The following is a 22,300-nucleotide window of genomic DNA, read 5'->3' on the forward strand; positions in this document are numbered from 1 at the left end:
CCCCCCTGTGGGAGCTGGCTTGCCAGCGAAGGCATCCATGCGGTGCATGAAAACTCGCGGTGCCTGAATACGTTACTTCAGTACCGCCAGCGCCGCGTCGTAGTTCGGCTCTTCGGCGATTTCCTTGACCAGTTCGGCGTGCAGCACCTTGTCGTTTTCGTCCAGTACCACGACTGCACGGGCAGTCAGGCCCTTGAGCGGGCCGTCGGCGATGGCCACGCCGTAGTTCTGGATGAATTCGGCACCACGCAGGGTGGACAGGTTCTTGACGTTCTCCAGGCCTTCGGCGCCGCAGAAGCGTGCCTGGGCGAACGGCAGGTCGGCCGAGATGCACAGTACCACGGTGTTGGCCAGTTCGTTGGCCTTGGCGTTGAACTGACGCACCGAGGTGGCGCAGGTCGGGGTGTCGACGCTCGGGAAGATGTTCAGCACTTTACGCTTGCCGGCGAAGGAAGCCAGGGTCACGTCGGACAGGTCGCCCGCCACCAGGGAAAACGCAGGTGCCTGGGCACCGACTTTCGGCAGTTCGCCGTTGACCTGAACCGGGTTGCCTTTGAGAGTCACTTGAGCCATGAAAGAAGTCCTTATGCGGGGGTGAGTAAAGGACCAGAGTTAAGCATGAAAGTGCCCCGACACCTATGGGGCAGCGATAAATTGTTGAATATCCAGAGAGTTTTTGTGGACAAAGAGCGAGCAAGGGTGTGCACCCCTGCCCGCCCCCGGCCTCAGCCGACCAGCGAGTAGACGATGGCGCTGATGGCCACCAGGCCCACCACGACCACGAACACGTTGGACAGCGCGCCACTGTACTTGCGCATCGCCGGCACGCGGCGGATGGCGTACATCGGCATCAGGAACAGGATCGCCGCGATCACCGGGCCGCCGAACGACTCGATCATGCTCAGGATGCTGGGGTTGAGCGTGGCCACCACCCAGCAGATCACCAGCATGAAGGCTGCGGTGAACCGGTCCAGGGCCTTGGCGCCCGGCCGCTTGCCCGTCTTGAGCACCAGGCCCTTGAGGCCTTCGCTGGCACCGATGTAATGGCCCAGGAACGACTTGGCGATGGCGATGAAGGCAATCAGCGGTGCAGCGAACTCGATGGTCGGGTTGCTGAAGTGGTTGGCCAGGTACGACAGGATCGACAGGTTCTGCGCCTTGGCCTCGGCCAGTTGCGCCGGGTTCAGGGTGAGCACGCAGCTGAACACGAAGAACATCACCATCGCCACCATCAGCAGGTGCGCGCGCCGCAGGATCTGCCCGCTGCGCTCGTCGGCGTGCTCGCCGTAGCGGCGTTTCTGGTCCACGGCAAAGGCCGAAATGATCGGCGAGTGGTTGAACGAGAACACCATCACCGGAATCGCCAGCCACAGGGTGTGCACGAATGCCGACCCCGATGGCAGCTCGGTGGCGGTCGTGAGGATGCCGCCGTTCCAGTGCGGTATCAGGAACACCGCCAGCAATGCCAGGGCCACGATGAAGGGGTACACCAGCAGGCTCATGACCTTGACGGTGGCCTGCTCGCCGCAGCGCACGATGACCAGCAGGCCCAGGATCAGCACGAACGACAGCAGCACCCGCGGCGGCGGCGCCATGTGCAGTTGATGCTCCATGAAGCTGCTGACCGTGTTGGTCAGGGCCACGCTGTAGATCAGCAGGATGGGGAAGATGGCCAGGAAGTACAGCAAGGTGATGCAGGCGCCGGCGCTGAGGCCGAAATGCTCCTCCACCACTTCGGTGATGTCGGCACCGTCACGCCCCGAGAGCACGAAGCGGGTCAGGCCACGGTGTGCGTAGTAGGTCATCGGGAAGGCCAGCAGCGCGAGGATCAGCAGCGGCCAGAAGCCGCCGAGGCCGGCGTTGATTGGCAGGAACAGCGTGCCGGCACCGATGGCGGTACCGAACAGGCCCAGCATCCAGGTGGTGTCCTGCCGGGCCCAGCTACCTAGGGCGGCGGGGGTCGATTCGAAGCGTTGATCAACGCTCGGGGCCTGCTCATTCATCCGGGTGCAACTCCGCTCGCAAGACTGCAACATCGCTGGGAGTGGCCAAACAGACGCATCGGCGCACCCCAGCTGTAAAAGAGGGGCGCGATTGTGCGCGCTTTGGTTGCACTTGCAAAGCCCTTGCCGAGGAGTGGTTGCACCTGCCGGCAACGCAGCGCCGGTCAAGGCCGCCCCCACAAGGCCATCACTGTACGTGTGGGAGCGGGCTTGAGCCGCGACTGGTCGTTATGCGGTCTTGTGCACCGCCGCGAACGCTTCGGCCACCTGCTGCAGGTTGTCCGGGCGCACGCCCGACATGCACACCCGGCCGCTGTCGATCAGGTACACGCCGAACTCGTCACGCAGCCGGCGTACCTGCTCCACGCTGAAGCCGGTGTAGCTGAACATGCCGCGCTGGCTCAGGAAGAAGTCGAAGTTCTGACCCGGCAGCAGCACCGCCAGTGCATCCACCAGCGCCTGGCGCATGTCCAGGATACGCAGGCGCATCCCCTCCACTTCAGCCTGCCACTGGGCATTCAGGCCGGCATCGCCAAGCACCGTCGCAACCAGTTGCGCACCGAAGTTGGGCGGGCTGGAGTAGTTGCGGCGCACGGTCGCCTTGAGCTGGCCCAGCACGCTCTGCGCGGTGGCGCTGTCGTCACAGACCACCGACAGGCCGCCAACCCGCTCGCCATACAGCGAGAAGATCTTGGAGAACGAGTTGCTGACCAGGCACGGCACGCCGGCGCGGGCAAACTCGCGAATGGCGTAGGCGTCGGCGTCCAGGCCTTCACCGAAGCCCTGGTAGGCGATGTCGAGGAACGGAATCAGCTCGCGCGCCTTGACCACCTCGATCACCTGCTGCCATTGCGCCTGGTTCAGGTCGACCCCGGTCGGGTTGTGGCAGCACGGGTGCAGCAGCACGATGCTGTTGGCCGGCAGGGTCTGCAGGGTGGCGAGCATGCCGTCGAAGTCCAGGCCACGGGTGGCCGGGTCGAAGTACGGGTAGGTGTTGACCTTGAACCCGGCGCCTTCGAAGATCGCGCGGTGGTTGTCCCAGGTCGGGTCGCTGACCCATACCTGCGAGTCGGCGAAATAGCGCTTGAGGAAGTCGGCACCGACCTTCAGCGCACCCGAGCCGCCCACGGTCTGCACGGTGGCCACACGTGCGCCACCCACGGCCGGGTGATCGGCGCCGAACAGCAGCGCCTGGATCGCCTGGCGGTAGCTGCCCAGGCCTTCCATCGGCAGGTACAGCGAGGCTTCATGGGGCTGGTCGGCCAGGCGTTTTTCCGCCTCGCCCACTGCCGCCAGCTGTGGCACCACACCGGCGGCGTCGTAATACAGGCCGATGCTCAGGTTGACCTTGTTGGCACGCGGATCGGCCTTGAAGGTCTCCATCAGGGAGAGAATCGGATCGCCGGCATAGGCATCGACATGTTTGAACACAGCGTGCAGCTCCTTGGGTCTGGGCAAATCGTGAAAGACGCTGCCGAGGATACCTGTAGCCGCCGATTTGTGACATGACCCTGGATGCAACTGATCAGTGCAGCTGCGCATGCATCCGCCGGCGAAAAGGCCGCGGGTCACCCCTTGGCCAACACCTGCAACTGCTCGAACTCCTGCGCCGTCACGCTCACCCCGTCCCGCGCCGACGCCTCGCGCTCACGCAAGCGCCGCTCGCCGGGCATGCGGGTCAGGCCTACCGCCTGCATCTGTTCCACCAGTTCACGGCTGCGCTCGGCAAAACGGCTGCCTTCGGCCTTGGTCGGGTCGATCACGATCACCAGTTGCCCGGTCCACGGGGTCTTGGCGCCCGGGTGCTGCGACCAGTCGAACTCGAACGAGAAGTTGCCGCCGGTCAGCGCCGCGGCCAGCAACTCGACCATCATCGACAGCGCCGAGCCCTTGTGCCCGCCAAAGGGCAGCAAGGCACCGCCGTCGAGAATCGCCTGCGGATCGCAGGTCGGCTGCCCGTCGCGGTCCACGCCCATGCCTTCGGGCAACTGCTCGCCCTTGCGCGCGGCAATCTGCACGTCACCATGGGCCATGGCGCTGGTGGCCATGTCGAACACGATCGGCGCATGCCCGGCACAGGGTGCGGCGAACGCGATGGGGTTGGTACCGAACAGTGGCTTGCGCGCGCCGTGCGGCACCACGCAGGTCATGCTGTTGACCACGCTCAGGGCCACCAGGCCTTCTTCGGCAAAGGGCTCGACATCCGGCCACAGGGCCGCGAAGTGATGCGAGTTGTGTATCGCCAGCACAGCAATGCCGGCACTGCGGGCCTTTTCCACCAGCAGCGCCCGCGCCGCCTCGAGCGCCGGCTGGGCAAAACCGCCCCCGGCATCGACCCGTACGTAGCCGCTGGCCACGTCCTGCACCTGGGGCACCGCCGTGCCGTTGACCCAGCCACTGGCCAGGGTCGACACATAGGCGGGGATCCGGAATACCCCGTGGCTATGGGCGCCGTCGCGCTGGGCGCTGGCGCAGTTGGCGGCCAGCGTGCGGGCAACCGATTCGCTGGTGCCGTGGCGCACGAAAATCTGCTGCAACAGGCGCTCGAGGTCGGCCTGGGGCAAGTGGTGAACAGCTGCGGACATCTGAAGCTCCCTTGTTGGAATTGGTATGGGCGACAGCAGTGAGCGATAGCGGACTTTCCTCCGATTGACAGCAAACTGTCAAATATTGACTTGATGACAGAAAACATTCATTTTCTATTCCCAGCGCAACCGCCGTCGAGAATCGTCCGTGAGCCAACCGATCAAGCAACGCCTGGAAAACAGCCTGCAACATGCGGCGGCCTCGGGTCGCAAGATCGCCACGTACATGCTCGCCCATTTCACCGACCTGCCCTTCGAGACCTCGGCCAGCCTGGCGGCAAAAATCGGCGTCAGCGAATCGAGTGTCGGGCGTTTCTGCCGCTCGCTCGGCTACGAGCACCTCAAGGCCCTCAAGCACGATCTCAAGGACGACCTGGGCGATGGCCCATGGCTGGTCGGTGATCGGTTGCAAGAATTTCGCCAACAACAGGGCAAGGACGACATCGACCGCGCGCGCAGCCTCGAGCTGGAGGTCGCCGCCCTGGTGCGGGTCTACGAGTACAGCCGCACCGAGGCCTGGCACACCGTGGCCCGGCGCCTGGCCGAACGGCGTCGGGTATTCATTGCCGGGTTCCAGACCGAGCGCGGTATCGCCCAGTGCATGAGCCACCTGCTGCAATACCTGCGCGATGGCGTGCAGGTGGTGGACGGCAGCGCCGGGCACTTCGGCGAAGTGCTGCTCAGCGCCTCGCACGACTGCGCGCTGGTGGTGTTCGAGGCGCGCCGCTACTCGCGCCACGCCCTGGTGCTGTGTCGCAAGGCACGCGAAGCGGGCATCCCGGTAACACTGGTTACCGACACCTTCTGTGACTGGGCCGATGCCAACGCCGACGAGGTGTTTCGCATACCCACCGAATTCAATCTGTTCTGGGAGTCCACCGCGACGATGCTGTCGTGGGTACACCTGATGGTCAACGAGGTCTGCAAGAAGCTCGGGCCGGATGTTGAAAAACGCTTGGAAGCAACTGCCGCTCTACACAACGAATTCGTTGGCTACACGTCAACGAGCAAACAATAGCAAGAGTGCAATCAACCACGAGGTGTTTCATGAAACCCGTCCTCCGCTTTGCAGGCGCATGCGCGCTGCTGTTCGCCGGCATCACCTCGGCCCAGGCCGAAACCCTGAAGATCGCCACCGAAGGCGCCTACCCGCCGTTCAACTACGTCGACTCCAAGAACCAGCTGCACGGCTTTGACGTGGACATCGCCAAGGCCCTGTGCGAACAGATGAAGGTCGAGTGCACCGTGGTGGCCCAGGACTGGGAAGGCATCATCCCGGCGCTGATGGCCAAGAAGTACGACGCCGTGGTGGCCTCGATGATCAACACCGAAGAGCGCCGCAAGAAAATCGCCTTCACCAACCACTACTACAAGACGCCGCTGTCGGTCGCAGTGCCCAAGGACAGCGAGATCACCGACGCGCAGACCGACTTCAAGGGCTACACGGTGGGCGCGCAGTCCTCCTCCACCCAGGCGATCTACGCCGAAGACGTGTATGGCAAGGCCGGTGCCGACGTCAAGCTGTACCCGACCCTGGACGAAGCCAACGCGGACCTCGCCGCCGGGCGCCTGGACGGGGTGATTGCCGACAAGTTCCCGCTGCTCGAATGGCTGGGCAAGGCAGGCAAGGACTGCTGCAAGATCCTGGGTGACGTCAAGGGCACCACCGCCGATGCCTCGATCGCCGTGCGCAAGGAAGACGAGGCGCTGCGCGAGCGCCTGAACAAGGCCCTGGACGAGATCGTCGCCAACGGGACTTACCAGAAGATCTCCAGCAAATACTTCGACTTCGATATCTACCAGTAAGACCGCATTCGCTGGCAAGCCAGCTCCCACAGGGTTTTGCGTCAACCGCGACGCTGTGGGAGCCGGCTTGCCGGCGAAGAGGCCCTGTTGTCTTGCCGAGGGTTCGCGCATGATCGAACAACTGTCCCTGTTATCCTTTGCCAGCGGTGGCTGGGGCCAGGCCCTGCTGGCCGGCGCCCTGGTGACCATTTCCCTGGCCCTGGCCTGCCTGCCCATCGGCCTGCCGCTGGGCCTGGGCGTGGCGCTGGCCGCCCGCTCGAAAAAACGCTTTCCGCGCGCCTGGGCCACCGTGTTCTCCACGGTATTTCGCGGCCTGCCCGAACTGCTCACGCTGCTGATCATCTATTACGGCTGCCAGATCGCCGCGCAGAAGATCCTCACCGCCATGGGCTACGAGGGCGAGGTAATGATCAATACCTTCCTCGCCGCCATGATCGCCTTCAGCCTGGTGTTCGCCGCGTTTTCCAGTGAAATCTGGCTGGGCGCGTTCAAGACCATTCCCAAGGGCCAGTACGAGGCCTCGGCCGCGCTGGGCCTGAGCAAAACCACCACCTTCCGCAAGGTGGTGTTCCCGCAGCTGGTGCGCATCGCCCTGCCGGGCCTGTCGAACAACTGGCTGTCGCTGCTCAAGGACACCTCGCTGGTGTCGACCATCTCGCTGGTCGACCTGATGCGCCAGACCAACCTGGCCGTCAGCGTGACCAAGGAGCCGATGTTCTTCTACACCGTCGCCTGCCTGGGCTACCTGCTGTTCTCGGCGCTGTCGGGCCGGGTCTTCGCCTATATCGAACGCCACACCAGCCGTCACCTGCGGAGTGCACGCACATGAATCTCGATGCCCTGCTGGCGTTCTTCGTCGACCCCGACCTGCTCGAACGCTACGGCCCGCGCTTTATCGACGGGCTGCTGGTCACCGGCAAACTGGTGGCCATCTCCTTCACCCTGGGCGCCCTGCTGGGCCTGCTGCTGGCGCTGGCGCGGCTGTCGAACAACGTGCTGCTGCAACGCCTGAGCGCCGGCTACATCTACTTCTTCCGGGGCTCGCCGCTGCTGGCGCAGCTGTTTCTGCTGTACTACGGGTTGGGCTCGCTCAAGAGCTTCTGGCAGGACGTCGGCATGTGGTGGTTCTTCCGCGAAGCCTGGTACTGCACCCTGCTGGCCTTCACCCTGAACACCGCCGCCTACCAGGCCGAGATCTTTCGCGGCAGCCTGATGGCCGTGGCCCCAGGGCAATACGAGGCGGCCAGGGCACTGAGCCTGAAGCGCTCGACCACCTTCTTCAAGGTGATCCTGCCGCAGTCGCTGATCGTGGCCATCGGCCCGCTGGGCAACGAGCTGATTCTGATGATCAAGGCCAGTGCAATCGCCTCGCTGGTGACCATCTACGACCTGATGGGCGTGACCAAGCTGGCCTTCTCGCGCAGTTTCGACTTCCAGATCTACCTGTGGGCCGCGGTGCTCTACCTGCTGATCGTGGAGATCGTGCGCCGCAGCCTCAAACACATAGAAGCCCGACTGGGCCGCCACCTGCGCTGAACCGTAGCCGTAGAGGATTTTTTCATGCATTGCCAAACCATCGTTCTGGGCGCCGGTATCGTCGGTGTTTCCACGGCCCTGCACCTGCAAGCACGCGGGCGCAAGGTGATCCTGATCGACCGTGACGAACCGGGCAGCGGCACCAGCCACGGCAATGCCGGCCTGATCGAGCGCTCCAGCGTGATCCCCTATGCCTTCCCGCGCGAGCTGTCCAAGCTGCTGCGCTACGGCCTCAACCGCCAGCCCGACGTGCGCTACAGCTTCAGCTACCTGCCCAAGGCCGCGCCCTGGTTGCTGCAGTACTGGAAGAACTCTGCCCCGGCGCCCCTGGCCGAGGCCACCCGCGCCATGCTGCCGCTGGTGCAGCGCTGCGTCGAGGAACACGACGCACTGATCGAGGCCGCCGAACTGGGCGCCATGGTGCAGGCCAAGGGCTGGATCGAGGTGTACCGCACCCAGCCTGCCCTGGCCCAGGCCGTGGCCGATGCCCAGGCGCTCAAGCCCTACGGCCTGCAGTTCGAGATTCTCGACAAGCAGCAACTGCACGAGCGCGAACCGGACCTGAGCGCCAACGCCGTGGGCGGCATCCACTGGCTCGACCCCAAGACCGTGAGCAACCCCGGCGGCCTCACCCGCGGCTACGCGGCGCTGTTCGTCAAGCGCGGCGGGCAGTTCATCCAGGGCGATGCGCGCACCCTGCGCCAGGTGGCCAGCGAATGGCAGGTCGACACCCGCCAGGGCCCGGTCACTGCACCGGAGGCGGTGATCGCGCTGGGCCCGCAGGCCGGCGAGCTGTTCCGCCCGCTGGGCTACGACATCCCGCTGGAGGTCAAGCGCGGCTATCACGTACATTTTCATACCAAGGCCGGTGCTGCGCTCAAGCATTCACTGTGCGACGTGCAGGGCGGCTTCGTGCTGGCACCGATGGCCCAGGGCATTCGCCTGACCACCGGCATCGAGTTCGCCGCCAGCGACGATGCGGCCAACGAGGTCCAGTTGCAGCGCTGCGAAGCCATCGCCCGCCAGCTGTTCCCGCTGGGCGAGCGCACCCAGGACGCGCCGTGGCTGGGCCGACGCCCCTGCCTGCCGGACATGCGCCCGGTGATCGGCCCGGCGCCGCGGCACAAGGGCCTGTGGTTCAACTTCGGCCACGCCCACCACGGCCTCACCCTGGGCCCGGTATGCGGGCGCCTGCTGGCAGAAATGATCACCGGCGAAAACACCTTTACCGACCCGACGCCCTATGGCGCCGACCGCTTCGAACACTGAGATCGCGGAGAACAACAACATGACCGCACCACTGAGCCTTGCCGCTGCACGCCCCGACACGCACCCCGACCCGCGCAAGGTCGTGGTGAGCATCGACGGGCTGAACAAGTTCTATGGCGACTTTCACGTACTGCGCGACGTCGACCTCAAGGTGCGTGAAGGTGAGCGCATCGTGCTGTGCGGGCCGTCCGGCTCGGGCAAGTCGACGCTGATCCGCTGCATCAACCGCCTGGAGATCGCCGAAAAAGGCACCCTGCTGGTCAACGACACCGACCTGGCACTGACCACGCGCCAGGCCGCCGAGGTGCGCAGCGAGATCGGCATGGTGTTCCAGCACTTCAACCTGTTCCCGCACATGAGCGTGCTCGACAACTGCACCCTGGCGCCGATGAGCGTGCGCGGCCTGTCGCGCAAGGAGGCCGAGGAGCGGGCACGGTTCTACCTGAACAAGGTGGGCATCGAGAGCCAGGCGGGCAAGTATCCCAGCCAGCTGTCGGGCGGGCAGCAGCAGCGCGTGGCAATCGCCCGGGCGCTGTGCATGAAGCCAAAGATCATGCTGTTCGACGAGCCGACCTCGGCACTGGACCCGGAGATGGTCGCCGAAGTGCTGGATGTGCTGGTCAAGCTTGCCGACACCGGCATGACCATGCTGTGCGTGACACACGAAATGGGCTTTGCGCGACAGGTAGCCGAGCGCGTGCTGTTTCTGGACGGCGGGCAGATCATCGAGGATGCCCCGCCCGAGGCGTTCTTCAACAACCCGCAGAGTGATCGGGCCAAGGGCTTCCTGGCGCAGATTCTACACTGAAGCCGCTGGCCTTTCGCGGGTCACGCCCGCTCCCACAGGGGCTCACGCCGGCCTTGAGGGAGCGGGCTTGCCCCGCGAAGAGCCCACCAAGTACTACGCCTAGCGCGCCTGCATCTTCGACTTGATAAACCCGGCCACGAACGTCAGCACCGCGCCGCCGGCACCACCGCCGACAATGCTGCTGATGATCGCCGCCATGTCCAGCGACCCGCCAGCCCCCATGGCGGCCCCGGGCTCACCGGTGATCGCGGCCAGTATCTGGCCCACGATCACCCCGCCCACCCCGCCGAAGATCGAATTGAGCAACGGCCCCATGCTCTGCTTGCTCATGCCGGCGGCATTGCCGCCTACCACACCACTGATGACCTGAATGACCAGACTCACGATGTCCATGGCTATACCCCTGCGCAGCGCTGATTGAGTGACGGCTCAGCTGCGACTACGACTACAGGCACTACCGGCGGCATCGAGACGTCTCGATCCGATCAACGACAGCCAGCTGTTGCGGATACGCGAAGTATAGGACAGGTACACGCCCTGCCCTTGCCCCCTCACACGTCGAAGTTCATGCGCCGCAGCCGCGCATCGATGGCCGGCGCGTTGAGCGCGCGGTTGAACACCAGGGCCAGCAGCAGCGACAGCGGCACCAGCGTGGGCAAGGCCCCCAGCATGCCGACCAGCGCATTGGGCAGCATGTGCTGCAGGCGTGGCCCGTCCCGCAGCAGGGCGATCGGCGTGTCCGGGAACAACGCCAGCAGCGGCATCAGGCAGAAGGCCAGCACCACGGCGGCCAGCAGCCGATTGCCCGGGCCCTTGCCCATGAAGCGGTTCATGCGGTGCCACAGCATGTCCTTGAACAGCCAGGTGCACAGCAGCCCCACGCCCACCAGCATCACCCCGTTGATCGGGCTGGTGAACGGCAGCACCAGGTAATGCTTGAACATGGCCCACACCGTGGCCGGGCCATCGGCCCTGAACAGCACCTGCGGCCCACCGAACTTCACTTCCAGAAGCTTGCCCGCGCTGAAAAAGAACAGCACCAGCATCAGCAGGCTCAGCCGCCAGAGGTAACCCAGCGCGCGGCGCAGCACCAGCCTGGGCTCCAATTTGCTGCGCAGGGCCGTCTGCTGGTCCGAGGCGTTCTTGCGCAGCGCGAAGAAGCGATTGGCCTGCTCGGGGCTGACCGTGCCGTTTTTCACGTCCGACAGCTGGCTGACGTAATTCACGTGTCCAGACTCCTCGATCATGCGCCGGGCCACCGAACGCTCGCTGGCCAGGGCCACCTGTTCGATGTCTGCCGGGTTTTCCAACTGCTCGATCACCCTGTCGAAGTAGCTGGCGGCCAGCCCGTCATCGAATACCACATGCCGGTAGCGGCCAAGCATGTTGCAACGGATGCTGCGCCGTCCGGCACGCACCTGGGCCTGGCTGTAATAGCAGGTGCCGTCCACGCTCAGTACCAGGTCGCCCTTCTCGGGTGTGTTGTCCGGGTAATAGGGCGCGGCGAACCCTTCGGCAGCCCGCTCGATGGTTTCGGGCTCATCCCCCCACTCGTCGACGTAAGGCTTGAGCCAGGTATCGTTGGACTTCAGGTGCACCGAATTGCCGACCGCCTTGGCCGACACCTCCAGGGTGTAGCGGGTGCAGATGAACTTGTCGCCCAAACAGCCGCCGCAGGTCACCTGCCCCCCCATGCAGCCGCACGCCACAGAGCCGCCCACACAACTGGGGCAGTTGTCGCCGCCTGCGCCCATGCAGTAGGCACAACTGCCACTGCCGGTGCGGCCGGAGCCGCCACAGCCCCAGCACTGCGTGCGGCCCTTGCCGCTGCAACTGCTGCATCTTAGCTTGCAACTGCCGTTGCACGCGGTGCAGCGCTGCTTGCCGTAACCGCTGCAGGTGCCGCAGGTATGGCTGGTGTAGAGCGGGTCCAGGGCAAACAGCTTCACCTGCTGGCTGCGCAGAAAATGCGCGGGATTGCTGCCCAGCCCCTTGAGCACACGGTTCTTGTAATGCGCCGCGCCCCTGCCCAGCAGCACTTGACGCTGCTCGGCCATCGACTGCTCGAGCTGGTGTTCGCTCACCGAATTGATCCGCAGCCCCACCGAAGCCGACTCGCGGCGCACTTCGGTCACCAGGCTCCAGCGCCGGCTCACGCTCACCGCGCGCCCCTTGTCCTCGACCTGCTGCACGGTCAGCTCGAGATCGGAGGTGTCATAGCCGCATCCCTGCAGGCGGCTGCGCAGTGCTTGCTCCACGGTGCGGGTGAATGCCTGGGTCATCGTCTACTCCGTCTCAATGCGCGCGTCCTGTTTTCGCCTGCTGGCGTAACGCCACAGAATGCCACGCCGCCCCTGGCGTGCGCTACGCGTCACGTTTCGGTTATCAGCAATTCTTGTAGGAAACTGCCCAATATGTAGCCCTGTGCTACCATCCCGCGCAGCGGGTCACGCGCGCCATCAGTACAGGGAAGCACTCTTTGAAACACCACACCCCCTCACGTTTCAGCGCACTCGCCCTGGCCTGCTGGCTAATGGCCGGGCTCGCCTTCCAGGCATCCGGCGCGCTGGCCGACCAGTTGATCGGCACCCACCCCTCGGCTGCCGGCCCGATCAACCACATGGAAACCCCGCAGGGGAACGCCTACCTCACGCTGCCCCAGCGCAAGCTGCAGTTGCAGCTGCCAGCGCAGTGGCGCGAAACCAATGTGGAGGGCACCTACGACCTGCAGGGCGAAACCGCCGTGGTGCTCAGCTACCGCACGCCGCAATGCGACTCGCAAAGCGCGCTGGTGGTGTTGTCCGGCACCTCGGCGTGGGGGCCTTACCGCCTGGGCGGCTGTTCCGACATGCTGGCCTTGCAGCGCGCCGAAGACGGCAAAAGCCTGGTGGCGATGCAGCTCAACGGCACGCAGTCGGCGGCCTGGACCTACTCATCGCTCGACCGGCAGTTCCGCGGCCCGCTGCGGGTCGACCTGCCGAACCTGCTCAAGGGCCTGGCCAAGGCGACACCAGCCCCTGCCAGGGCCGCAGCGCCACGCCCTGCACCCGTCCAGCACGCCGTGGCCCCGACGCCCCCGCCGCAACCCAGGCCCGCGCCCGCGGTGGCCAGGGTCGAAGCCAAACCGCCAAAGCCTGCCCCGGCAGCAGCGCCATCGGCCGCGCCGCAGGTCACGCCCCAGGTCGCCACTGAAGTGGTCGACCGCGCCAAAACCGCAGCGCCGGCCCAGCGCCGGGTGACGCTCGACCTGACCTCCGAGCTGGAACACTAGCCGTGAACAGCCGCCTGTCGCCCGACCTGACGGGCCGGCCATGGCGCGGGTGGCTGCGCCGGCCTGTCGTGGCACGAGCGTCAACGCCCCGCCAGCAGCAACGCTTCGTGGACCGCCTGATGCTGGGGCTGACGCTGTGTTACCTGCTCGTCGAGATGGGCTTCAACGCACGCCTGCTGGATGTGGTGGGCGGGCTGGCCAGCCCCGCGCAGGTCGAGTCGATCGAAGTCTACGGACGCCTGATCGCCGGCACCGCCGTGGCCCTTCTGGGCCTGGGCTGGGTACTGAAAAAGGCCTGCAGCCAGTACTGGAGCCTGGGCCGCACGCTGGCCTGGTCTGCGCTGACGGTGGGCAGCTGCCTGCTGGTGGTGTTTTATGCGCAATTGGCCCTGATCAACCACCTGGTCGCCACCTCCACCCCGCAGGAGCGTGCCCGCGCCGTGCTGGGCGTGCCCATCAGCTACCTGTTGGTGCATCGCGAGTTCGGCCTGAAGGGGCTGGAGCTGGGCACCGACGACTACAAGCGCCCCGAGGGCAAGACCCTGCTGGCCACCCTGCCGATCCTGCTGCAGTCGGTCGATCGCCTCGAAGAGCGGGTGCGCCAGCAGGGCCTGGCCTTCTTCGAACTGTTCGCCGAAACCCGCCGCGGCCCGCTGGCCGACAACTACCAGCGTTACCGCGAGGCCCTGGCCGAGCTGGACGAGCTGTACGGCAACTACCGCCAGGGCAGCCAGCGCTACCTGGACGCCACCAGCCCGGCCGCCATCGCCCGGCATCAGCAGCAGGCCTGGGACGATTACGTGCAGACCCTCAAGCAGCGCAATCGCCGCCTGACCCCAGGCAACGTGCCGCGCCGGCACTGGCCGCAGGTGCGCCGCATGCTGGATGACAAGGGCATTCAGGTGAGTGACAACTGGCAACCCGGCGACCGCGCCGGCTTCAACCTGGCCGTGGCCAAGCGCGTGCAGGGCCATGCCAGCGGCGCCTACGGCACCGAGCTGTTCAAGCATATCCAGGGCGACTGGATCAAACCCGGCCTGTCGCGCCAGGGGTTCTTCGCCGACCCGGCGATCCAGCAGCGCTGGCGTAGCGCGCTGTACCTGCCCGACAGCCTGTCACTCAAGCCCGACTGGTCGCTCGACGCCTATGAACAGGCGATCTACCGCCCGACCCTACGCCTGGATGCCCAGCAACTGCTCGACGAACGCCTGGTCGAGCCGGCCCGCTATGGCGAGCGCAACGACAAGGCCGACATCGGCCGCGACAGCTACCGCGCCCTGATCGTGCCGATGATCGCCCTGCTGTTCTCGTTGCTGGGGGCCTTCACCCACCTGTTCAAATGCACCCTGTTCGCCCTGCGCGCCGTGCGCCCGGTGCCGCGTCGCGCCTACTGGGGTGCGCTGGCGGTGTACGCGGTGGTGGTGCTGGCGCTGCCGATGCCGTTCAGCAACAAGGTCACCGAACAGCCGCTGTTTCTCACCCTCAAGCAGCGAGGCGCCAGCACCCTGGGCGCCATGGGCTGGGTGATCGCCCACGGTGCGCAGTGGACCGCCCAGGTGCAGCCGCTGTTCTACCCGCTCAACGAAGCGATACGCCTGCACCTGCTGCAAGGCCTGAGCTACGGCTACCACGACAACGACTGATGACAGCGCCCCGCCACGGCCTGAAAGGAGCCCCACCTTGACCCGCTCGACCACCCTTACCCTTGTACTACTGGCTGGCAGCGTGCTGCTCGGCGGCTGCCAGAACTCGCAGATGGGCAGCACCGCACTGGGCGGTGCTGCCGGCTGCCTGGGCGGCGCGATCATTGCGGTCGGCACCGGCGGCAAGCCCGGTGTGGGCTGCGCCATTGGTGCCGCGCTGGGCGCCCCCAGTGGCTACTACATCGGCCGCCAGAAAGACCTGCAGCAGGCCCGGCAGGTGCAGGCCGACATCGAGCGCCAGTCTGCCGACGTAGCCGCCGTGCAGGTCAGTACCCGCCAGGTCGCGGTGCCGGCCGACGAACGCAATGCGGTGGGCGCCGCCAGCATCGATGCCGTCGACTCCATGCAGGTGAACGTACCCCAGGCCCTGGTCAACAAGCGCGACAAGCGCCTCAAGGAGCCCCTGGGCCGTGTCGGCAGCTACGTGTCCGGTGCCCGCAGCAAGGCCAATGTGGTGGTCACCACCCGCAGCAAGGGCGACTTCAACTACATCGTCAGAACCATCAAGAGCGGCTACAACGGCAAGGTCGCCACCGACAAGGTCACCTACCAGTACCGCGAGCAGACCCGCGGCACCCAGTCGGCGATTCAGGTCATGCACGACGCCCAGGCTTAAGCCTTCCAACTCCAGTGGAGAACAGCAAGCATGCAGGATTTCAAGATTCAACGCCCCGACCCGGATGGCCGCGCAAAGCCGCAGAGCAAGCCCCAAAGCCAACCGCAGCAGCCCGACAGCACCGACCACACGGCCTACTACAAGCCCCGCCACCGCCAGGCGCAGCAGAACCAGAGCACCTACACCCGCAGCAGCGACAACGGCCCGATGCTGGTCTACGTGCTGTACCTCATCAGCCTGCTGGTGGTGGTCACCGCGCCTGCCGGGCTGGTCTACGCCTACCAGAGCCGCGCTGGCGCCAATGACCTGGACCGCAGCCACTACACCTTCCAGATCCGCATGTTCTGGATCGGCCTGTTGCTGCTGGGGGTGGGCGTCATCGGCATACCCTTCGTGTTCGGCTGGTTCGTGCTGGTCGGCTGGGCTGTCTGGCTGCTGTACGCAATCACCACCGGCATGCGGCGCTGGCGCAAGGGCCAGCCGGCCAGCTGAGGCCTGGTTGCCTACGCCGAAAGTCGTACGTTAAATATAATGAACTACCAAGCACGCTAACAATTGACATTAATCCTTATAAAACAAGGTATTGGGTTGTATTCCTAGAAACAACATAAGTAAATTAGCCTGCCACAGGGTAAAGCCGTTTGACATATTTAACGGCTCTGGCAAGCTATGTCACAGGTTTCGACCGGGAGTCGTCCTTCCAGGCGCTCTCGGCAGTGCTCGAAACCTCAGGTAGCGTCAGCGGTTCCCGATGCGCCTGCACAACAATGACAGGCCGAGCCTGTCCCAAGGTGACATATGCCCAACAGCAACATTGGCAATAAGAATCAGACCCTGCGCAAGCCTGTCGTACTCATGACCATGGGTGCCCAGGAACGCAAGGGCCATGCCTACCAGGTAATGACCCACAAATACATCCAACCCCTGGTCGACCATGCCGGATGCGTGCCGGTTCTGGTTCCGACCTGCTGCGGTACCGAAGACCTCGAGCAGTACCTGGACATGGCCGACGGCGTGTACCTGACCGGTGCCGGCAGCAACATCGACCCGGCGCTGTATGGCCAGGAGAACGAAACCCCGGGCAAGGCCCAGGACCGCGACCGCGACCTGTTCGACCTGCCGCTGGTGCAACTGGCCATCGCCCGTGGCCTGCCTATCTTCGGTATCTGCCGCGGCATGCAGGAAATCAACGTGGCACTGGGCGGCGACATCTACCAGAAGGTCTATGCCGAGCCAGGCTTCAACGATCACCGGGAGAACCCCGATGATCCGGTTGATGTGCAGTACAGCCAGGTTCACAGCGTGCGCCTGGAAGCCGGCAGCTGGCTGCGCGAACTGCTGCAGAGCGATGAAATCCGCGTCAACTCGCTGCATGGCCAGGGCCTGAAGACCCTGGGTGAAGGCCTCGAGCCACTGGCACGTGCCGAAGACGGGCTGGTGGAAGCGATCCATGCACCAAGCCTGTCGCCGTTCCTGTTCGCGGTGCAATGGCACCCGGAATGGCAGGCGGCGCAGAACCCGGACTCGGTGAAGATGTTCGAAGCCTTCGGCCAGGCCTGCCGCCAGCAGGCAGCCAAGGGTCAGGCGGCGAAGAAGGTCGGCTCTACGGCCTGATTCGCGCCAACCGTTTCGCCGGCAAGGCCGGCTCCTGCCGCAGGAGCCGGCCTTGCCGGCGACGGGCCCGGCCTGTCACCTCACACCCCCAGCGCCTCGATCAGCAACTGCGCCGGCACCGGCAGTTCCACCCCCTTGCGCGTGACCACCTCATAGGGCTCGCTGCGCGAGTTCAATTCCAGCGGCAGTTGCGCCAGCATCCCATGCTCGAGCGCGATCCTGGCCGAGTCCCACGGCATCACCGCCACCAGCCCACGGTCCTGCAACAGCAACGTGAGCGTGGTAAAAGTTGATGAAGTTTCAATGGGATACAGCGGAAAGCTCAAACCCGCCTCACGAAATTCACGCTCCAGCGTCAAGCGCATCGGCATGTTCACCGGGAACACCACCCAGCGTGAATCGGCCAACGCCTCGAGCCTCAACTCGGCACACCCCACCAGCGGGTGCTGCAGATTGGCCACCACCACCAATTGCTCCTGATGCCTGGCCCGGCTCACATAGGCGCCCGGTCGCGGGCTCACGCTGGTTCGGCAGATCACCACATCCAGACGGCCCTGATCGAGCAAGCTGAGCAGGCGGTCGCTGGTGTCCTCGACGATCGATACCGACAGGTCCGGCTGGCTCTCGCGCAGACGCGCCAGGCCCTCCACCAGCATCGGTACCGCCCCCATGATCGACCCCACCGACAGCCGCCCGCCGTGGCCCTGCAGAATACCGATCATCTCTTCGCGCAGGTGCGCCAGGTCGGTATTGATCAGGCGCGCATAACGCACCACGCAGCGCCCCAGGTCATTGGCCTCCAGCCCCTTGCTGGTGCGCTCGAACAGCACCGCGCCCAGGGTCGATTCGATTTCATTGAGGGCCTTGGTCGCGCCCGGCTGGGTAATCGACAGGGCCTGGGCGGCCTTGTGGATCGAGCCCAGCTCGTCGAGGCTGATCAGCAGGCGCAACTGGCGCATGCGCAGGCGCGAAGCCATGGTAGTCAGGGGTGGCAGCATAGGTGATTACTTTTGGTTATCCCTCGGTCAACAGCTGTCATTAGGCAGCAAAGCCACGCAAATTTAAAGTGTCGGACAACAGCCCTCCCCACAAGAACAATCAGGAGTCAGCATGCGTCTGATCCAATTCGAAACCCCTGCAGCCGCGCGTCACGTCGGCGTCATCGAAGGCGACCTGATCCAGGTGGTACGCAATACCCGCACCATGCGTGAACTGGCCCTGGCCGCGATTCGCAACGCCCGCAGCCTGTGCGACGAAGTGCTCGCCCGCGGCCTGGACGCCACCGCCCACAGTTACGCCCAGGCCCTGGCCGACTGCCGGGTGCTGCCGCCGCTGGACCACGATGACCCCGCCCACTGCCTGATCAGCGGCACCGGCCTGACCCACCTGGGCAGCGCCTCGACCCGCGACAAGATGCACCAGCAGAAAATCGACGACAGCACCGCCCTGACCGACACCGCCCGCATCTTCCAGTGGGGCATCGAAGGCGGTCGCCCGCCCTCCGGCACCGCCGGTGTGCAGCCGGAATGGTTCTACAAGGGCGACGGCTCGATCGTGGTACGCCCCGGCCAGCCGTTCCAGAGCCCCGCCTTTGCCGAAGACAGCGGCGAAGAGCCCGAGCTGGCCGGCCTGTACGTGATCGGCGATGACGGCCAGCCCTACCGGGTAGGCTTCGCCATCGGCAACGAGTTCTCCGACCATGTGATGGAGCGGCGCAACTACCTGTACCTGGCCCACTCCAAGCTGCGCAACTGCTCCTACGGCCCCGAGTTGCGGGTCGGCGAGCTGCCCGCTCACCTGGGCGGCGTCAGCCGTATCCACCGCGGTGATAACCTGCTGTGGGAAAAGGAATTCCTCAGTGGCGAGGACAACATGTGCCATTCGCTGGAGAACCTGGAGTACCACCACTTCAAGTACACCCAGTTCCTGCGTCCGGGCGATGTGCACGTGCACTTCTTCGGCACCGCGACCCTGTCGTTCGCCGACCAGGTCAAGGCCGCGCCCGGCGACGTGTTCGAAATCAGCCTGCCCGAGTTCGGCGCCCCGCTGCGCAATGGCATCAGCGTGACGCCTTCGGCCATCTCACCCGGCGAGGTGAAAGCGCTCTGAACCGCAGGCGGCGCCCCGCGCGCCGCCGCGGCATTTCATAACAACCATAAGAGTGAGATGAGCATGAAAGACACCTCCTTGCAGGCCGCCCCGGCACCTGCCCTGGCTGCCACCGATGCCCAGCGGCCCACCACCGTGCGCTGGCGCATCTTCCTGATCCTGCTGTTGCTGGCCGCGATCAACTACATCGACCGCGCCTCGCTGTCGGTGGCGCTGCCGCTGATCTCGGCGGAATTCGAACTGACCCCGGCCATGGAAGGCCTGATTCTCAGCGCGTTCTTCTGGTCGTACGCACTGATGCAGATCCCCAGCGGCATGCTGCTGGACCGTTTCCAGGTGCGCAACATCATCGGTGCCGCCACCATTGGCTGGGGCGCCTTCCAGGCACTGGCCGGCGGCGCGCACAACTGGATCACCCTGCTGATCACCCGCGTCGGCCTGGGTGTGGCCGAATCGCCGATCATGCCGGCCGGGGCCAAGCTCAACGGCGCCTGGCTGACCCCCAACGAGCGTGGGCGTGGCGCCACCCTGGTGGACGGCGGCGCGCCGCTGGGCACCGCATTCGGTGCGATCATCATCGCCGGCCTGATCACCTGGTTCGACTCCTGGCGCATCGCCTTCGTGATCGCCGGGGTGGGCACCATCGTGGTCGGCATCTGGGCCTGGTGGTACATCCGCAACCACCCTTGCGAGCACCCCAAGGTCAACGCCGCCGAGCTGGACTACATCAACCAGGCCAACGCGGTGGCCAGCGACGGCAACGGGCGCAAGGCGATCCTCAAGGAGCTGCTCAAGAGCCGCTCGGTACTGGCCATGTTCGCCGGCTATGCCTGCTACAACAGCGTGTTCTACGGCCTGCTGACCTGGATGCCGAGCTACCTGCACCAGGCCCACAACCTGGACATCAAGGCCATGGGCGGCGCCACCTTCCTGATCTTCATGTGCGGCTTCGTCGGCGAGCTGATCGGCGGCTGGATCGCCGACAAGTGGAAAGCCAGCGGCGGCCAGCCCAACACCGTGATGCGCAGCATGTTCGCAGGCTCCGCCGCCGTGGCTGCCCTGTGCATCCTGCTGGTGGCCTACACCCCGGATGCCGCGCGGGTCATCGCCCTGCTGTGCGTCGCGCTGTTCTTCATCCGTTGGTGCGGCATGTACTGGTGCCTGCCGGCGATCCTGGGCGGCAAGTCCAAGGCCGGCATCCTGGGCGGCAGCATGAACTTCTGCGGCAACATGGTCGGCGTACTGGTGCCGATCCTGATCGGCCTGATCGTGCAGTTCACCGGCTCCTACTTCCTGGCCCTGATCTTCTTCGTGGTCATGGCCTTCGGCCTGATGCTGTTCTCCGGCCTGATCGACTATCGCGAGCGCGGCCTGGCGTAAGCCCGGCCCACGCCTCTGGAGATGACTGAGATGCAACTCATTACAACAACAGGCAGCGACAGCGCCGCCAATGCCGTGATCCGCCTCAACCCGCTGGACGACGTGCTGATCGCCCGCCAGCCCCTGCCCAAGGGCCTGCACCTGCAGGCCGAGCACATCGAGGTGCTGCAGGCCATCCCGGCCGGGCACAAGGTGGCGGTGCGCGCCATCGCCCCCGGCCAGCCGCTGCGCCGCTACGGGCAGATCATCGGCTTTGCCAGCCAGCCCATCGCCGCCGGCGAGCATGTGCACGTGCACAACCTGGCCATGGGCGACTTTGCCCGCGACTACGCCTTCGGCGTGGACGCCAGGGGCACACCGGCCACCACCGACGATACCTTCATGGGCATCGTGCGCGCCGACGGCCGGGTGGCCACGCGCAACTACATCGGCATCCTCACCTCGGTGAACTGCTCGGCCACCGTGGCACGCGCCATCGCCGACCATTTTCGCCGCGACATCCACCCCGAGGCGCTCGCGCCCTACCCCAACGTGGACGGCGTGGTGGCCCTGACCCACGGCGTGGGCTGCGCGGTCGACCCCGGCGGCGAGGCGCTGGCGATGCTGCAGCGCACCCTGGGCGGGTACGCGCTGCATGCCAACTTCGCCTCGGTGCTGATGATCGGCCTGGGCTGCGAGACCAACCAGATCCCCGACCTGCTGGCCGCCCAGGGCCTGAACAGCAGCCACACCCTGCGCACCTTCACCATCCAGGGCACCGGCGGCACCACGCGCACCATTGCCAGCGGCATCGCCCAGGTCAAGTCGCTGCTGGCCGAAGCCGATCAGGTGCGTCGCGAGCCGGTCAGCGTCAGGCACCTGACCGTCGGCCTGCAATGTGGCGGCTCCGACGGCTATTCGGGCATCACCGCCAACCCGGCACTGGGCAATGCGGTGGATCGCCTGGTGGCGGCCGGTGGCACCGCGATACTGTCCGAAACCCCGGAAATCTACGGCGCCGAGCACCTGCTCACGCGCCGTGCGGTCAGCCGCGAAGTGGGCGAAAAGCTGATCGCGCGCATCCACTGGTGGGAAGCCTACTGCGAGCGCATGGGCGCCGAACTGAACAACAACCCCTCGGCCGGCAACAAGGCCGGCGGGCTCACCACCATTCTCGAAAAATCCCTGGGCGCCGTGGCCAAGGCCGGCTCCAGCGACCTGATGGACGTCTACGAATACGCCGAACCGGTGCGTGCCCACGGCCTGGTGTTCATGGACACCCCCGGCTACGACCCGATCTCGGCCACCGGCCAGGTCGCCGGCGGCGCCAACCTGATCGCTTTCACCACCGGGCGCGGTTCGGCCTACGGCTGCGCACCGTCGCCCTCGATCAAGCTGGCCACCAACACCCGCCTGTGGGAAACCCAGGAAGACGACATGGACGTGAACTGCGGCGGCATCGCCGACGCCAGCACCACCATCGAGGAACGCGGCGAACACATCTACCGCCTGATGCTGCGCATTGCCTCGGGCGAGCGCAGCAAGAGCGAACAACATGGCTACGGCCAGAACGAATTCGTGCCCTGGCAGATCGGCGCCATCACCTGAGCCCCTGCCCTCA

The 22,300-nt window shown here is 65.5% G+C and carries 21 protein-coding genes; 14 read left to right on the forward strand and 7 right to left on the reverse strand.

The window, feature by feature from the left end:
• Positions 1–72: 72 nt before the first annotated feature.
• The 4 genes from tpx to NP552_RS01995 all read right to left on the reverse strand — a co-directional run bounded on the left by tpx (position 73) and on the right by NP552_RS01995 (position 4,588).
• Positions 73–573 carry a thiol peroxidase gene (tpx, locus tag NP552_RS01980; protein ID WP_043861433.1) on the reverse strand — a complete coding sequence of 167 codons (501 nt, stop codon included), beginning with the start codon at positions 571–573 and terminating at the stop codon, positions 73–75.
• 152 nt (positions 574–725) lie between these two features.
• Positions 726–2,003, reverse strand: coding sequence for a serine/threonine transporter (locus NP552_RS01985; protein ID WP_043861432.1), 1,278 nt, complete (start codon positions 2,001–2,003; stop codon positions 726–728).
• Positions 2,004–2,231: 228 nt separating this feature from the next.
• Entirely contained in the window at positions 2,232–3,434 is a 1,203-nt protein-coding gene (locus tag NP552_RS01990) for an amino acid aminotransferase (protein WP_043861431.1), read from the reverse strand.
• Positions 3,435–3,571: 137 nt separating this feature from the next.
• The gene (locus NP552_RS01995; protein ID WP_058540136.1) at positions 3,572–4,588 is read right to left on the reverse strand and encodes an Ldh family oxidoreductase; all 1,017 of its coding nucleotides are present in this window, start codon (positions 4,586–4,588) and stop codon (positions 3,572–3,574) included.
• A gap of 148 nt (positions 4,589–4,736) precedes the next feature.
• On the opposite strand from NP552_RS01995, the gene NP552_RS02000 reads away from it, so the two are divergent.
• The 6 genes from NP552_RS02000 (at position 4,737) to NP552_RS02025 (ending at position 10,007) form a co-directional block, all read left to right on the forward strand.
• Positions 4,737–5,606 carry a MurR/RpiR family transcriptional regulator gene (locus NP552_RS02000; RefSeq protein ID WP_043861429.1) on the forward strand — a complete coding sequence of 290 codons (870 nt, stop codon included), beginning with the start codon at positions 4,737–4,739 and terminating at the stop codon, positions 5,604–5,606.
• A gap of 29 nt (positions 5,607–5,635) precedes the next feature.
• Positions 5,636–6,394 carry an ABC transporter substrate-binding protein gene (locus NP552_RS02005; RefSeq protein ID WP_054914583.1) on the forward strand — a complete coding sequence of 253 codons (759 nt, stop codon included), beginning with the start codon at positions 5,636–5,638 and terminating at the stop codon, positions 6,392–6,394.
• Positions 6,395–6,503: 109 nt separating this feature from the next.
• Positions 6,504–7,223 (forward strand): ABC transporter permease, encoded by a 720-nt coding sequence (locus tag NP552_RS02010; RefSeq protein ID WP_043861427.1) that lies wholly within the window; start codon positions 6,504–6,506, stop codon positions 7,221–7,223.
• Entirely contained in the window at positions 7,220–7,930 is a 711-nt protein-coding gene (locus NP552_RS02015) for an ABC transporter permease (protein WP_043861426.1), read from the forward strand. The genes NP552_RS02010 and NP552_RS02015 overlap by 4 nt, the downstream gene beginning before the upstream one ends.
• A 24-nt stretch (positions 7,931–7,954) precedes the next feature.
• Positions 7,955–9,199 (forward strand): NAD(P)/FAD-dependent oxidoreductase, encoded by a 1,245-nt coding sequence (locus NP552_RS02020; protein WP_274096343.1) that lies wholly within the window; start codon positions 7,955–7,957, stop codon positions 9,197–9,199.
• Between the two features lie 19 nt (positions 9,200–9,218).
• Entirely contained in the window at positions 9,219–10,007 is a 789-nt protein-coding gene (locus NP552_RS02025; RefSeq protein ID WP_043861496.1) for an amino acid ABC transporter ATP-binding protein, read from the forward strand.
• 99 nt (positions 10,008–10,106) lie between these two features.
• Here the strand turns inward: NP552_RS02025 and NP552_RS02030 are convergent, their stop codons facing one another.
• Entirely contained in the window at positions 10,107–10,400 is a 294-nt protein-coding gene (locus tag NP552_RS02030; protein WP_054914585.1) for a hypothetical protein, read from the reverse strand.
• A 158-nt stretch (positions 10,401–10,558) separates the two neighbouring features.
• Positions 10,559–12,289 (reverse strand): zinc finger-like domain-containing protein, encoded by a 1,731-nt coding sequence (locus NP552_RS02035; RefSeq protein WP_196933107.1) that lies wholly within the window; start codon positions 12,287–12,289, stop codon positions 10,559–10,561.
• A 197-nt stretch (positions 12,290–12,486) separates the two neighbouring features.
• Here NP552_RS02035 and NP552_RS02040 point away from each other — a divergent pair, with 197 nt between their 5' ends.
• The 5 genes from NP552_RS02040 to NP552_RS02060 all read left to right on the forward strand — a co-directional run bounded on the left by NP552_RS02040 (position 12,487) and on the right by NP552_RS02060 (position 17,211).
• Positions 12,487–13,278 carry a hypothetical protein gene (locus NP552_RS02040; protein ID WP_274096344.1) on the forward strand — a complete coding sequence of 264 codons (792 nt, stop codon included), beginning with the start codon at positions 12,487–12,489 and terminating at the stop codon, positions 13,276–13,278.
• Between the two features lie 2 nt (positions 13,279–13,280).
• A complete protein-coding gene (locus NP552_RS02045) occupies positions 13,281–14,921 on the forward strand; it encodes a hypothetical protein (protein ID WP_274096345.1) in 1,641 nt (546 codons plus the stop codon).
• Between the two features lie 37 nt (positions 14,922–14,958).
• Positions 14,959–15,597, forward strand: a complete 639-nt coding sequence (locus NP552_RS02050; protein ID WP_058540130.1) for a glycine zipper domain-containing protein — start codon at positions 14,959–14,961, stop codon at positions 15,595–15,597.
• 30 nt (positions 15,598–15,627) lie between these two features.
• A complete protein-coding gene (locus NP552_RS02055; protein WP_054914589.1) occupies positions 15,628–16,089 on the forward strand; it encodes a DUF4870 family protein in 462 nt (153 codons plus the stop codon).
• 306 nt (positions 16,090–16,395) lie between these two features.
• On the forward strand, positions 16,396–17,211 hold the full coding sequence (locus tag NP552_RS02060) for a gamma-glutamyl-gamma-aminobutyrate hydrolase family protein (protein ID WP_043861344.1): 816 nt from the start codon (positions 16,396–16,398) through the stop codon (positions 17,209–17,211).
• Between the two features lie 80 nt (positions 17,212–17,291).
• On the opposite strand, the gene NP552_RS02065 is transcribed toward NP552_RS02060, so the two are convergent.
• On the reverse strand, positions 17,292–18,209 hold the full coding sequence (locus tag NP552_RS02065) for a LysR family transcriptional regulator (protein WP_043861345.1): 918 nt from the start codon (positions 18,207–18,209) through the stop codon (positions 17,292–17,294).
• Positions 18,210–18,321: 112 nt separating this feature from the next.
• Here NP552_RS02065 and araD1 point away from each other — a divergent pair, with 112 nt between their 5' ends.
• From araD1 to NP552_RS02080, 3 genes are all read left to right on the forward strand, one after another.
• Positions 18,322–19,320 (forward strand): AraD1 family protein, encoded by a 999-nt coding sequence (araD1, locus tag NP552_RS02070; protein WP_054914591.1) that lies wholly within the window; start codon positions 18,322–18,324, stop codon positions 19,318–19,320.
• A 63-nt stretch (positions 19,321–19,383) separates the two neighbouring features.
• Positions 19,384–20,700, forward strand: coding sequence for an MFS transporter (locus NP552_RS02075; RefSeq protein ID WP_371917302.1), 1,317 nt, complete (start codon positions 19,384–19,386; stop codon positions 20,698–20,700).
• A 30-nt stretch (positions 20,701–20,730) separates the two neighbouring features.
• The gene (locus tag NP552_RS02080; protein WP_274096346.1) at positions 20,731–22,287 is read left to right on the forward strand and encodes a UxaA family hydrolase; all 1,557 of its coding nucleotides are present in this window, start codon (positions 20,731–20,733) and stop codon (positions 22,285–22,287) included.
• The last annotated feature ends 13 nt before the right edge of the window (positions 22,288–22,300 follow it).

This window comes from Pseudomonas sp. 8209 (assembly GCF_028682105.1).
Taxonomy (GTDB): domain Bacteria; phylum Pseudomonadota; class Gammaproteobacteria; order Pseudomonadales; family Pseudomonadaceae; genus Aquipseudomonas; species Aquipseudomonas palmensis.

Excerpts from the sequence above, each read along its gene's own strand:
- NP552_RS02075 (WP_371917302.1), top strand. The coding sequence starts at position 19,384 with ATGAAAGACACCTCCTTGCAGGCCGCCCCGGCACCTGCCCTGGCTGCC.
- NP552_RS02020 (WP_274096343.1), top strand. The coding sequence starts at position 7,955 with ATGCATTGCCAAACCATCGTTCTGGGCGCCGGTATCGTCGGTGTTTCC.
- NP552_RS02015 (WP_043861426.1), top strand. The coding sequence starts at position 7,220 with ATGAATCTCGATGCCCTGCTGGCGTTCTTCGTCGACCCCGACCTGCTC.
- NP552_RS01985 (WP_043861432.1), bottom strand. The coding sequence starts at position 2,003 with ATGAATGAGCAGGCCCCGAGCGTTGATCAACGCTTCGAATCGACCCCC.
- NP552_RS01995 (WP_058540136.1), bottom strand. The coding sequence starts at position 4,588 with ATGTCCGCAGCTGTTCACCACTTGCCCCAGGCCGACCTCGAGCGCCTG.
- NP552_RS02055 (WP_054914589.1), top strand. The coding sequence starts at position 15,628 with ATGCAGGATTTCAAGATTCAACGCCCCGACCCGGATGGCCGCGCAAAG.
- NP552_RS02035 (WP_196933107.1), bottom strand. The coding sequence starts at position 12,289 with ATGACCCAGGCATTCACCCGCACCGTGGAGCAAGCACTGCGCAGCCGC.
- NP552_RS02065 (WP_043861345.1), bottom strand. The coding sequence starts at position 18,209 with ATGCTGCCACCCCTGACTACCATGGCTTCGCGCCTGCGCATGCGCCAG.
- NP552_RS02080 (WP_274096346.1), top strand. The coding sequence starts at position 20,731 with ATGCAACTCATTACAACAACAGGCAGCGACAGCGCCGCCAATGCCGTG.
- NP552_RS02060 (WP_043861344.1), top strand. The coding sequence starts at position 16,396 with ATGCCCAACAGCAACATTGGCAATAAGAATCAGACCCTGCGCAAGCCT.
- NP552_RS02005 (WP_054914583.1), top strand. The coding sequence starts at position 5,636 with ATGAAACCCGTCCTCCGCTTTGCAGGCGCATGCGCGCTGCTGTTCGCC.
- NP552_RS02010 (WP_043861427.1), top strand. The coding sequence starts at position 6,504 with ATGATCGAACAACTGTCCCTGTTATCCTTTGCCAGCGGTGGCTGGGGC.
- NP552_RS02025 (WP_043861496.1), top strand. The coding sequence starts at position 9,219 with ATGACCGCACCACTGAGCCTTGCCGCTGCACGCCCCGACACGCACCCC.
- NP552_RS02030 (WP_054914585.1), bottom strand. The coding sequence starts at position 10,400 with ATGGACATCGTGAGTCTGGTCATTCAGGTCATCAGTGGTGTGGTAGGC.
- tpx (WP_043861433.1), bottom strand. The coding sequence starts at position 573 with ATGGCTCAAGTGACTCTCAAAGGCAACCCGGTTCAGGTCAACGGCGAA.
- araD1 (WP_054914591.1), top strand. The coding sequence starts at position 18,322 with ATGCGTCTGATCCAATTCGAAACCCCTGCAGCCGCGCGTCACGTCGGC.